10 protein-coding genes are annotated in these 12162 nt (G+C 63.6%); 2 read left to right on the top strand and 8 right to left on the bottom strand.

The window, feature by feature from the left end:
- Positions 1-68: 68 nt before the first annotated feature.
- The 8 genes from SVXhr_RS01365 to hemB all read right to left on the bottom strand — a co-directional run bounded on the left by SVXhr_RS01365 (position 69) and on the right by hemB (position 7170).
- A complete protein-coding gene (locus SVXhr_RS01365) occupies positions 69-527 on the bottom strand; it encodes an Lrp/AsnC family transcriptional regulator (protein ID WP_275738813.1) in 459 nt (152 codons plus the stop codon).
- An 18-nt stretch (positions 528-545) separates the two neighbouring features.
- Entirely contained in the window at positions 546-872 is a 327-nt protein-coding gene (locus SVXhr_RS01360; protein WP_275740847.1) for a P-II family nitrogen regulator, read from the bottom strand.
- A gap of 82 nt (positions 873-954) precedes the next feature.
- On the bottom strand, positions 955-2295 hold the full coding sequence (locus tag SVXhr_RS01355) for an ammonium transporter (RefSeq protein ID WP_345799498.1): 1341 nt from the start codon (positions 2293-2295) through the stop codon (positions 955-957).
- 310 nt (positions 2296-2605) lie between these two features.
- Entirely contained in the window at positions 2606-3064 is a 459-nt protein-coding gene (locus SVXhr_RS01350) for an Lrp/AsnC family transcriptional regulator (protein WP_275738811.1), read from the bottom strand.
- A gap of 16 nt (positions 3065-3080) precedes the next feature.
- Entirely contained in the window at positions 3081-3446 is a 366-nt protein-coding gene (locus SVXhr_RS01345) for a P-II family nitrogen regulator (RefSeq protein WP_275738809.1), read from the bottom strand.
- Complete coding sequence (locus tag SVXhr_RS01340; protein ID WP_275738806.1) at positions 3443-4858, bottom strand: ammonium transporter; 1416 nt, start codon at positions 4856-4858, stop codon at positions 3443-3445. Before SVXhr_RS01340 ends, SVXhr_RS01345 begins: the two co-directional genes overlap by 4 nt.
- A gap of 906 nt (positions 4859-5764) precedes the next feature.
- Positions 5765-6130, bottom strand: a complete 366-nt coding sequence (locus SVXhr_RS01335) for a P-II family nitrogen regulator (protein ID WP_275738804.1) — start codon at positions 6128-6130, stop codon at positions 5765-5767.
- Positions 6131-6189: 59 nt separating this feature from the next.
- Positions 6190-7170: a porphobilinogen synthase gene (hemB, locus tag SVXhr_RS01330; protein WP_275738802.1), complete on the bottom strand. Its 981-nt coding sequence runs from the start codon at positions 7168-7170 to the stop codon at positions 6190-6192.
- Between the two features lie 112 nt (positions 7171-7282).
- Here hemB and SVXhr_RS01325 point away from each other — a divergent pair, with 112 nt between their 5' ends.
- Together SVXhr_RS01325 and SVXhr_RS01320 are read left to right on the top strand one after the other, a co-directional pair.
- On the top strand, positions 7283-9730 hold the full coding sequence (locus tag SVXhr_RS01325) for a glycosyl hydrolase family 65 protein (RefSeq protein ID WP_275738800.1): 2448 nt from the start codon (positions 7283-7285) through the stop codon (positions 9728-9730).
- Between the two features lie 64 nt (positions 9731-9794).
- Positions 9795-12152 (top strand): glycosyl transferase family 36, encoded by a 2358-nt coding sequence (locus tag SVXhr_RS01320; protein ID WP_275738798.1) that lies wholly within the window; start codon positions 9795-9797, stop codon positions 12150-12152.
- The last annotated feature ends 10 nt before the right edge of the window (positions 12153-12162 follow it).

Below are 12162 nucleotides of genomic sequence, written 5' to 3'. Positions count from 1 at the left end.
CAGTCAACTGCCGTCAAGTCGGCCTGTCGTGCCCGCACGATGCGACAAGAAACGCGAGCCCTCAACACTCAGGTGTCAAATTCGTCGACCAGAACCGGTTCACACGCTCGAACGGTATCCAACACTACATCGACGGTCACCGATCGCACGGCGGATTCAGTGAGCAGTTTGGCGACGTTCTCGTGCATGTCGTCGGTGTCGCGGAACCGACCGACGAGGACGACGTCATCCTCGCCGGTCACCTCGTACAACGAGCGGGCCCAGGGATATTCGCCGAGGCGCTCGGTGACGAGTTCGGGGCCAGTGCCCGTACGAACCCGAACGACGGCCGTGACGTCGTAACCGAGTTCGTCGTAATCGACGGTCGCGGCATAGCCGTCGATGACGCCGGCGTCTTCCAGAGCGTCGACCCGGCGTTCGACGGCGTCCGGCGAAATCCCCACGTCGGCCGCGAGATCCTGGGTGGACGCACGGCCGTCTTCGAGGAGGGCGTCGACCAGCGCGCGGTCGATATCATCGAAGTCCATGTGGAGACCTGTGAGTGTTCAGACGGCATCGGGCCCGCTATCGCCGGTTCGAACCTGGACGGCGTCCTCGACCGGCAGGACAAAGATCTTGCCGTCGCCCTTCTCGCCGGTGTGAGCCGCCTCGCGGATCGCCTCGACGACGTCCTCACTCGGCACGTCGGCGACAATGCACTCGATTTTGACTTTCTGGTGGAGGTCGACGACGTACTCCTCGCCGCGCCACTGGCCGGTCTTGGCGGCCTGTGAACCCCGGCCGGACACCTGCGTGACCGTCAACGAGGGCGCGCCGACCTCCGCCAGCGCGGTCTTGATCGCCCCGAGTTTCTCCGGGCGGACGACCGCCATCACAAGTTCGATGTTGCGGGCGTCAGCCGTCGAATCCGCCGACACCCCGTCTCCGGGTGTGGAATCCGACGGTGATCCGTCGTCACTCATCGTAATCACCGCCGTCCGTCCGGAGCTGGGGTGCACCGTCGGTCATCACCGTCGGTTCCTCGCCCATGCCGAACTCGGGGTAGGTTTCGACGCCGTGCTCGGAGGCGTCCAGCCCGTCGCGTTCGTGTTCGGGGGACACGCGTGCCTGCCCGATAGCGCGGAGACCGCCCCAGACGACACCGGTCGCAAGGATCGTCCAGGCGGCGATGATTCCCACGCCGAGCACCTGGGCGGCGAAGGCTTCAAACACAGTGACGCCCCGGTCGGCGAGTACGCCCGGTGCGGCGACGAAGGGGAACGCCAGGGCACCGAGCATCCCGGCGCTGCCGTGGACGGGGAAGACCGCACAGACGTCGTCGATGTTGAGTCGCTTCTCGACGAAGGTGAACACGACCGGCAACTGCGCGCCGGCGAGGCCACCGACGAGGAAGGCACCCCACCAGGCCGTCGTGTTCGGGATCGCCGTGATCCCGACGAGGCCGGCCAACAGCCCGTTTGCGACGTACAGGGTGTCGACTTTGCCGGTCTTGAGCCAGGCGACGAACGCGGCCCCCATCGCGCCGGCGGCCATCGAGAGCGTGGTCGTCATCGCGACGCGCCCGAGCGCGCCGCCCATGAACGTCAGGCCCCCGTCCTCGACGACGAGGATCTGGAACTGGGTGCCGACGTTGAACCCGTACCACCCGAACGCGAGCATGAGCGTCCCCAGGACGGCAAAGGTGACCGAGTGGCCCGGGATGACGTTGACCGAGTCGTCGTCGAACCGACCGATGCGAGCGCCCAGGATCCAGGCGGCGGTCAACCCGGCGAGGCCACCCATGCCGTGGACGATCATCCCGCCGGCGAAGTCCTGGAAGGCGACCTCGGTACCCAGGAGCGTCCCGGTGAGCCAGGGGATCAAGCCAGTCTCGGGCGTCCAGGTGAACCCGATCACGACGGGATAGATGATCGCCGCGAGCGCGATCGTGTAGATGACGTACGCCCGGAGCTTCGCCCGACCGGCGACGGCCCCGGAGACGATCGTGGCGGCCGTCATCGCGAAGACGGCCCCGAACAGCCAGTCGATCCAGTCGGCGGCAGCGAGTTCGAACGCGGGCGTGAACCCGAGGCCGGCGACGAACTGGGAGATGCCGTACCCGACGAGGAAAAACAGCGACACCCCGACGCTCCAGGTCAGGAGGTTCTTGGTGAGCTGGTTGGCGACGTTCTTCGCCCTGACCTGGCCGGCCTCAAGCATGGCAAAGCCGGCGTGCATGAAGAAAATCAGGAAGGTCACGACGAGGATCCAGAGGTTGTTGACCCCCTCCATGACCACTGACGGATCCACCGCCACGTCAGGGACACCCCCGTTCGCAGTCGAAGTTGAGAGATGTGTGATCGTCCACCTTTTCCGACGAAACTGCAACGTCTATCGTATTCATCACGGTTTGACGGATGGGGCATTCGAAGATATATACCTTTGGTTGAATACGTGAAGTATTGGTACGTATAGGTGGATGTTTGTTCAAAATGGGGAAGAGTATTATGGATATAAGGCCATTCATTGTCCGATGTCAGTCCGGTTTCGCCGGCCAGAACTGGACGTTCGTGTGGGAGATGTGGGCGGAAAATCGGAAGCCGCGGGGAGAGCGCGCGCGAGTTGCTCAGGCGTCGGCGTCCCCGAGCCACATGGGTTCGAACCGCCGGAGTTCGTCGACAGCCACGTCGACAGTGACCGATCGAACGGATGGCTCGGTCAGGAGTTCGGCGACTTTCTCGTGCATGTCGTCGGTGTCGAGGAACCGCCCGACCAGCAGGAAGTCGTCCTCCCCGGTCACCTCGTACGCCGACCGGGCCCAGGAATACGCCTCCAGGGTCTCGCTGAGGGCCTCGATCGAACCGCCGACGCGGAGGCGCACGACGGCCGTCACGTCGTAGCCGAGTTCGTCGTAGTCGATCGTCGCGGTGTACCCCTGGATGACGCCGGCGTCCTCCAGGGCCTCGATCCGTCGTTCGGCAGTCTCGACAGCGACGCCAGCCTCGGTGGCGAGGTCCTGAATCGACGCACGGCCGTCTTCGAGGAGGGCGTCAACGAGCGCGTGGTCGATGTCGTCGGGGTCCATGTCGTTCCCTGTGTGTTCAGACTGCTCCCGGGCCACTCTCGCCGGTGCGGACCTGGACGGCGTCATCGACGGGCAGGACGAAGATCTTGCCGTCGCCCTTCTCGCCGGTGTGAGCCGCCTCGCGGATCGCCTCGACGACGTCCTCCGCGGGGATCTCGGCCACCACACACTCGATTTTGACCTTCTGGAGCAGGTCGACGACGTACTCCTCGCCGCGCCACTGGCCCTTCTTTGCGGCCTGTGAGCCGCGGCCCGAGACCTGCGTGACCGTCAGCGACGGAGCGCCGACCTCAGCGAGGGCTTGCTTGACCGCGCCCAGCCGATCGGGGCGGATCATGGCCATGACGAGCTTGATCTCGTCGTCAGCTTCGGATTCACTCATTCGTTGTCACCTCCGTTGAGCGAGCGACCGCCGTCGGTTCGGACTTCACCGCCGTCAGTCCGTACTTCGCCGCCGTCGGCGACAGCTTCAGCACCCGGTGAGCCGGATCCCTCGCCGAATTCGGGGTAGGCCGAAATGCCGTGTTCGCCGAGGTCGAGTCCTTCAGCCTCTTCTTCCGGAGTGACCTTGAGGGAGCCTACGATAGCGCGGACGATGGTCAGCGTGACCATCGTCGCCAGCACGGCCCAGACACCGATCACGACGATGCCCGTCATCTGCATGGCGAACTGGGTAATAACGTCGTTGATGACTGCATCGCCGAGCCAGTACTCGGTCCAGAAGAACGGGATCAGTGCCGTCCCGATGAAGCCCGCGCTCCCGTGGACGGCGAAGACGCCACAGACGTCGTCGATCCCCAGTGAGTCGACGACCCATCTGTAGACGAACGGAGCCTGCAGGCCACCGATGGCGCCGATGATGAGACCGCCCCACCAGGTGACGTGCGCACAGGCGCCGGTGATGGCGACCAGACCCGCCAGCAGGCCGTTGGCGGCGAACAGCGGATCGGGTTTGTCCTGGATCGCCGTCACGATCGTCGAGGCGACAGCACCGGCACCCATCGCCAGCGTCGTCGTCAGCGCGACGCGACCCAATGCCCCGCCCATGTAGCTGACGGTCCCGTCCTCGGCGACGCTCAGGACCGTCGCCTGCGTACCGACGTTGAACCCGTACCAGCCGAAGGCCAGGATCAGCGTTCCGAGCACGGCGAAGATCAGCGAGTGACCGGGGATCGGTTGGGAGTTACCGTCGGAATCAAACCGCCCGGACCGCGCACCGACCATGTACGCCGCGGTGAGCCCGGCCGTCCCGCCGAGCGCGTGGACGACCGTCGCACCGGCGAAGTCCTTGTATCCCGCGCCGATCGCTTCACCCAGGAACCCCGCGCTGGACAGCAATCCGTTGCCACCCCAGGCGAAGCCCTGGATGACGGGGTAGATGAACGCCGTCAGGACCACGGCGAAGATGACGTACGCGGAGAACTTCATCCGGCCGGCGACAGCGCCGGAGACGATCGTCGCCGCCGTCATCGCGAAGACGGCCCCGAACAGCCAGCCGATCCAGCTACTGGCCTCTCCCTGGAAGGCGAAGGCAGTGCTGAGATCCAGGCCCGCACCGCTGGTCGTCACGAGCCCGGCGATGACTGCAACGGCGCTGCCAAGCAGGAAGTACGAGAGCAGCCCCAGCGACCAGTCCATCAGGTTCTTCATGACGACGTTTGCCGCGTTCTTCGCTCGTACCTGACCCGCCTCCAGCAGCGCGAATCCAGGCTGCATGAAGAAGATCAGGAACGACACCAGCAGGATCCAGATGTTGTTGACGCTGTTGGCGACCGCGGTTGGATCCAGTGCCATACTACGACACCTCCGTTCCAGCTGTTCCGCTCATTTCTGATAATCTGTGTGCTTTTCCACCGCATTCAGCAACGTTCGTGGTTGCCATCTCGGTTCGAGGCCAAGAAAGGACGGTATATAATTCCTTGGTTGATCGTGTGCTTATTTCCAGTCTATAATAGGACAAACGTCTAAACTTGGGTAGAATATAATTAGTATAAGGCCATCGTTCGTCCACAATATACGTGCTCCCCCATCGGTGAACTGAACGAACATCAAGGTGGAAAAGACCAGTTTCTCCCAGACGACCGCCGAAATAGTTCACGCGCAACGACAGTACCGAAGGTGATGATACAACCAATACTCTGTGCAATAATCAGTGTATCATAATATCCGTATTATATTTTTTGTTTGACGATATTATTTCGGTATCCAACAACCATTTTTCAATTAGATCTCCATTTCGTGTGTAACATGGTTGGAAAACATGTACGTCGAATGAGCATCGGGTTGCTAGCCATATTCGTCGTCATAGCCGCAATATCCGGTGGCGCAGCAGCAAATCCGATCGACCGGAATATCGACGACGATGACGACTCGGACAACAGTAGCAGTGAAGAACCGTGTAATGTCCATCGGGATTCGACATCTACCGGATGCGAATCAATGCCAGAAGGCGATGGTGACCCAGGACCAGACAGTGAGCTCGAAAATGATATTGAGCGGTCTATAGTAGCCTGTGTTGGGGGAGGTCTCAAAGGCGCTAGTGCGGGTCCATACGGAGCCGCCGCTGGGTGCGCTGGGGGTGTCGTTGCCGGTGAAGTATACGATCAATTCTCTGATAAAGTATAAGATCAGCTGTCTCCGGTAACTGGTACGGGACCCATTTTCGTCTCATGCTGAGTGTCTCACCAACCGCCCGTCGACTTAGATCGCGTCGGTCCCGCGGTCGCCGGTGCGGACCTGGACGGCGTCGGCGACGGGCAGGACGAATATCTTGCCGTCGCCCTTCTCGCCGGTGTTTGCCCCTTCACGGATCGCTTCGACCACGTCATCGGTCTCCTCGCGCTCGACCACGCACTCGACTTTGATCTTCTGGTGGAGGTCGATGACGTACTCCTCGCCGCGCCACTGGCCGGTCTTGGCCGGCTGTGAGCCACGCCCCGAGACCTGCGTCACCGTCAGCGACGGCGCGCCGGCCTCGGCGAGAGAAGCCTTGACGTCGCTGAGTTTCTCCGGGCGAACGATTGCCATTACGAGTTCGAGGTCGGTGTCGTCAGTGGCTGGCGACATACGACCGACCTCCGGCCGGGGCGAGGATAAATCCCCGCCAAAGCGGCAGGTGTGCGCTGCTACAACCGCTCGGCCAGTTCCTCGGCGAAGTACGTCACAATCAGGTCCGCGCCCGCGCGCTTGATCGAAAGGAGCGACTCGTAGGCCGTCGCCTCGAGGTCGAGCCACCCCGTCTCCGCGGCGGCGTGCAGCATGGCATACTCGCCGCTGACGTTGTAGGCGGCGACGGGATGGTCGAAGCGCTCGCGCACATCACGGACGATATCCAGATACGGGAGTGCGGGTTTGACCATGAGTACGTCGGCCCCTTCCTCGATGTCCAATCCGACTTCGCGCATCGCCTCGCGGGCGTTGGCGGGATCCATCTGGTAGTGCCGCCGATCGCCGAAGGCCGGCGCGCCGTCGGCGGCGTCCCGAAACGGACCGTAAAACGCCGACTCGTACTTCGCTGCGTAGCTCATGATCGGCACCTCGGTGTGGCCGGCGGCGTCGAGACCCTCGCGGATAGCCCCGACCATGCCGTCCATCATCGCTGAGGGGGCGACCATGTCCGCCCCCGCCTCGGCGTGGGAGACGGCGATCCGCGACAGCGCCGAGAGCGTCTCGTCGTTGCGGACGGTCAGCGTCGAATCGTCTCGGGCGTCGTCCTCGAGGAGACCACAGTGGCCGTGGTCGGTGTACTCACACAGACAGACGTCGGTGATGACGTACGCGTCGGTCTCAGCGGTGATCCGTCGGACTGCTTTCTGGACGACGCCATCGTCGGCCCAGGCCCGCGATCCCTTCGAGTCCTTGGATTCGGGCACGCCGAAGACGATGATGGCTTCGACGCCGGTGTCCCTAATTTCCTCGACACGGTCGACGGCGTCCCCAACGGGGACCCGTTCGTGGCCGGGCATCGTCTCGATGGGGACCCGTTCGTCAGTCGTCGCGTCGACGAAAACGGGCGCGATCAGGTCGGTCGCCTCCAGGCTGGTTTCGCTGACCAGGGGCCTGATCCCGTCGGTTCGGAGACGGCGTGGGCCGACAGTATGGTCCATGGACAACCATCGCGTGGCACGGCCAAAATCGTGACGTTCCGTCACTCCCTGGCGCGGCACGTGCCGGATGTCGCAACATTCTTTAGGGCACTACTTGATGCTATACTGAGATATGAAGTATGGGAATTTCGACGACAACGCACGCGAATATGTGATCACTGAACCGGAAACGCCCCGACCCTGGATCAACTACATCGGTCGGCAGGATTACGTCGGGATGATTTCCAATACTGGTGGGGGATACAGTTTCTATCAGGATCCACGCTATCGTCGACTGGTCCGCTATCGCTACAACAACGCGCCCCGAAACGTCGGTGGCCGGGGCCTGTATGTGCGTGACGCCGAGAGTGGGGAATACTTCTCACCGACCTGGCAACCCGCCCGCGTCGACCTCGACGACTACGAGTGTCGCCACGGACTGGGATACACGACGATCCGCGGCGAGAAGGACGGGGTCGCCGGCGAGGTCACCTACTTCGTTCCGCCGGGCGAGGATCTGGAAGCCTGGCGCGTCACCGTCGAGAACGACAGCGACGAACCCCGCAGTCTCCAGCTTTTCTCGCTCGTGGAGTTCTGCCTGTGGGACGCCATGGACGACATCTCGAACTACCAGCGCAACTACAACACCGGCGAGGTCGAAGTCGAGGACTCGGTCATCTACCAGAAGACCGAGTATCGCGAACGCCGCAACCACTTCGCCTACTTCGCCTGCTCGGCCGACATCGACGGGTTCGACACCCAGCGGGACGCCTTCGTCGGGCAGTACGACGGTTTCGACGAGCCGCAGGTGCTCGAAGACGGCCAAGCCACCGACTCCATCGCCCACGGCTGGTCGCCGATCGGCTCCCACCAGGTCGATCTCGAACTCGAACCCGGCGAGAGTGAGGACATCGTCTTCCTGCTGGGGTACCACGAGAACCCGGAGGACGAAAAGTTCGAAGCGCCAGGGGTCCTCAACAAGGAGTACGTCGAGGGGACCATCGAGGAGTACTGCGATCCCGACGCGCTCGATGCGGCCTTCGAAGAACTGAATGAGTTCTGGGACGATCAGCTCTCGGCGCTGCAGGTCGAAACCCCGGACGAGGAGACCGACCGGATGGTCAACACCTGGAACGCCTACCAGAACACGGTCACGATGAACCTCGCGCGGTCGGCCTCGCTGTACGAGACCGGCCTGACGCGCGGGATCGGCTTCCGTGACTCCCTGCAGGATCAACTCGCGGTCCTCCATCAGTTCCCCGACCGCGCCCGACAGCGGATCCTGAATCTCGCGAAGATCCAGCTGAAGGACGGCGGGGCCTACCACCAGTACACGCCACTCACGGGCGAGGGCAACGCCGACATCGGTGGCGGGTTCAACGACGACCCGATGTGGCTGGTCATGTCCACCGCCGCGTACGTCAAGGAGACCGGCGATACCTCAATTCTGGAGGAAGAAGTCGTCTACGAGAACGAACCCGGCACGGAGGCCCCTCTCGCGGAGCACCTCCAGCGCGCCGTCGAGTACGTGTGGGAACGCCGCGGTCCCCACGACCTGCCGCTGATCGGCCACGCCGACTGGAACGACTGTCTCAACCTCAACTGCTTCTCCGAGAACCCCGACGAGTCCTTCCAGACGGCCGAACACGACGTCGACGAGGAACGGGCGGAGTCGGTGTTCATCGGCGGGCAGTTCGTCTACGCCGTCGAAGAGTTGGCCGAACTCGCCGAGCAGACCGACGTCCTCCCCGAAGCAGCCGAGGACTACCAGCGATATGCCGACGAGATGGCCGAAGCCGTCGCCGATGCGGGTTGGGACGGCAAGTGGTTCCGGCGGGCCTACGACCACTTCGAGGATCCCATCGGCTCGAGCGAGAACGACGAGGGCCAGATCTTCGTCGAGTCCAACGGCATGTGCGGGATGGCCGAAATCGGCCGCGAGGACGGCAAAGTTCAGGACGCGATGGATTCGGTCCGCGAGCGTCTCGCGACCGAGCACGGGATCGTGCTCCACCAGCCCGCTTTCACCGAATACGACGAGCGCTACGGCGAGATTACCTCCTACCCGCCGGGCTACAAGGAGAACGGGAGCGTCTTCTGTCACACCAACCCCTGGATCATGATCACCGAGGCCAAACTCGGCAACGGCGAGCGCGCCTTCGATTACTACAAGCGTATTTGCCCGGCCGCCCGCGAGGACATCAGCGACGTCCACACCACCGAGCCCTACGTCTACGCCCAGACCATCGCCGGCCCGGACGCGCCGACCACCGGCGAGGCCAAGAACTCCTGGCTGACCGGCACGGCAGCCTGGAACTACGTCGCGATCACCCAGCACATCCTGGGTGTCCGGCCCAACCACGACGGTCTCGTGGTCGATCCCGCCATTCCGGCCGACTGGGACGAATACGAGGTCCACCGCGAGTTCCGCGGCGCGACCTACGAAATCACCGTCGAGAACCCCGAAAACGTCGAATCGGGCGTCGATCGGGTCGAAGTCGACGGCGAGGAAATCGACGGCCAGACGATCCCCGACCTCGGCGACGGCGAGACCCACGACGTTCGCGTCGTGATGGGCTGAGCCGGTTTCTCCTCGATTTGCATCGTTCGCCAACCACATCAACACCAGCAAGCCAAGCCAGACAATGACATACGGACACGTCGATAAGGAAACGGGCGAATACGTCATCGAGCGACCCGACACGCCGACGCCGTGGATCAACTACCTCGGCGAGGGCGTCTACGGCGGGATCGTCTCGAACACCGGCGGCGGGTACAGCTTCTACAAGGACCCGAAGAACCGCCGCGTGACGCGCTACCGGTACAACGCCGTCCCGGACGACCAGCCCGGCCGGTACGTCTACCTGCAGGATCGCTCGAGTGGCGAGTACTGGTCGCCGACCTGGCAACCCGTCAAGGAAGACGTAGACGACTACGAGTGTCGCCACGGGCCAGGCTATACCACGATCGAGAGCAAATACGACGGCATTGCGGCCGAGATGACGTATTTCGTCCCGCTCGGCGAGGACTGCGAGCTGTGGGTGCTCGACGTCGAGAACGTCGGCGAGGGGACCCGCCAGCTCGGCGCGTTCTCCTACGTCGAATTCTCGTTTCCGGACGCGCTGGCCGACCAGACCAACCTCGACTGGACGGGCCAGATCATGCGCGCCCGCGTCGACGAGGAGAGTGGCGTCATCGAAGCGTACTCCTCGGCCGAGGAGATCAGCTACACGCACGCGACCAGTGCCGAGGTCGTCGGCTTTGACACGCAGCGGCGGGAATTCGTCGGCCAGTACGGCAGCCTGGAGGAACCAGCCGTCCTGGAAGCGGGAGCAGCCAGAAACTCACAAGCCACACACGACAACGTCATCGGCTCCTTCGAGCACGACCTCGAACTCGAACCGGGCGAAAGCGAGCGAATTGTCTTCATGACCGCGCCCGAACGAGACGACGACCGCATCGCGAAGTACGACGATCCGAGCGTGATCGAGAGTGAGTTCGAGGCTCTGCAAGCGGAGTGGGACGACTATCTCTCGACGCTGCAGGTCGAGACCCCGGACGCGGAGATGAATACGATGCTTAACGTCTGGAACCCCATTCAGTGTCGCTCGACGCTGTACTGGTCCCGGACGGCCTCGCGCTACCAGGCCGGGTTGGGCCGCGGGATGGGAACCCGGGATTCCAGCCAGGACACGCTCTCGATCGTCCACGCCGTGCCCGATCAAGTCCGGGAGACCCTGGAGATGCTCTGGAAACTCCAGTTTCCCGACGGCCACGCCTGGCATCAGGTTTACCCACTCAGCGGCGAGGGTGACGCCGGCCTCGCCACGGAAGATCCCTCCAAGCCACAGTGGTTCTCCGACGACCATCTCTTTCTCGTCCTCGGGACCGTCCAGTATCTCAAGGAGACCGGCGATTACGACTTCCTGGAAGCCGATATTCCCTTCGAGGACGGCTCGACGGGCACCGTCCGGGAGCACATCGAGCGTGCCATCGAGTTCACCGACGAGCACCGCGGCACACACGGCCTGCCGCGGATGGGTTACGCCGACTGGAACGACTCGCTGAACCCCGACGACGGCAGCGGCGAGGCCGCCAGCGTCATGGTCGCGATGATGTACTGTCGCGTCCTCAAGGAGGTCGCCGACCTCTACGAGTTCCTCGGTGAGGACGACCGGGCAGCCGAGTTGCGCACCCAGCGCGCCGAGGAAAGCGAGCGGATCGACGACCACGCCTGGGACGGCGAGTGGTACACCCGCGCCTACGATGATGACGGGCGCGTCATCGGATCGGCCAGCGAGGACTACCAGCAGATCTCGCTGAACACCCAGACCTGGGCCGCACTCGGCGGCCTCGACGACGAACGCGCCGAGCGAGCGATGGAATCGGCTCACGAGCGTCTGAACACCGAGTACGGCTTCGCGCTGCTGGACCCACCGTGGGAGGGCGAAGGCACGATCGACCGCATCGGCGGGACGACCACCTACCCGCCCGGGGCCAAGGAGAACGGCGGCATCTTCTGTCACGCCCACACGTGGTCGGTCGTCGCCGCCGGCCTGCTGGGCGACGGCGAGCGCGCCCACCAGTACTACCGGCAGCTCCTCCCGCTGGCTCACGACGACGTCGCTGATCTCCGGCGCGTCGAACCGTACGTCTACTGCCAGAACGTCCTCGGGCCCGCACACGAGGAGTTCGGCGTCGCGAAAAACTCATGGCTGACGGGTACGGCCTCCTGGGCGTACGTCGGCGCGACCCAGTACCTCCTTGGCGTTCGACCGACCTTCGACGGCCTCGTGATCGACCCGACGATCCCCGCCGAGTGGGACGGCTTCGAGATGGAACGGGAGTTCCGCGGCGCGACCTACGAGATCGCCGTCGAGAATCCCGACGGCGTGGAAAGTGGGGTCGCGAGTGTCGAAGTCGACGGCGAGAAGGTCGACGGCGATGTCGTGCCCGCGTTCGAGGACGGCGGGAGCCACGAGGTTCGGGTCGTGATGGGCTGAGGACGAGGGT

Origin of the sequence: Halorhabdus sp. SVX81, assembly GCF_029207715.1 — an archaeon.
GTDB lineage: Archaea > Halobacteriota > Halobacteria > Halobacteriales > Haloarculaceae > Halorhabdus.
Note: the sequence above shows the minus strand (reverse complement) of the source record. Positions and strands in the feature narration are given on the sequence as shown.

Bases quoted from the DNA above. Each gene is read 5' to 3' on its own strand.
- SVXhr_RS01365 (WP_275738813.1), bottom strand. From the start codon at position 527: ATGGACTTCGATGATATCGACCGCGCGCTGGTCGACGCCCTCCTCGAA.
- SVXhr_RS01360 (WP_275740847.1), bottom strand. From the start codon at position 872: ATGGCGGTCGTCCGCCCGGAGAAACTCGGGGCGATCAAGACCGCGCTG.
- SVXhr_RS01350 (WP_275738811.1), bottom strand. From the start codon at position 3,064: ATGGACCCCGACGACATCGACCACGCGCTCGTTGACGCCCTCCTCGAA.
- SVXhr_RS01345 (WP_275738809.1), bottom strand. From the start codon at position 3,446: ATGAGTGAATCCGAAGCTGACGACGAGATCAAGCTCGTCATGGCCATG.
- SVXhr_RS01340 (WP_275738806.1), bottom strand. From the start codon at position 4,858: ATGGCACTGGATCCAACCGCGGTCGCCAACAGCGTCAACAACATCTGG.
- SVXhr_RS01335 (WP_275738804.1), bottom strand. From the start codon at position 6,130: ATGTCGCCAGCCACTGACGACACCGACCTCGAACTCGTAATGGCAATC.
- hemB (WP_275738802.1), bottom strand. From the start codon at position 7,170: ATGGACCATACTGTCGGCCCACGCCGTCTCCGAACCGACGGGATCAGG.
- SVXhr_RS01325 (WP_275738800.1), top strand. From the start codon at position 7,283: ATGAAGTATGGGAATTTCGACGACAACGCACGCGAATATGTGATCACT.
- SVXhr_RS01320 (WP_275738798.1), top strand. From the start codon at position 9,795: ATGACATACGGACACGTCGATAAGGAAACGGGCGAATACGTCATCGAG.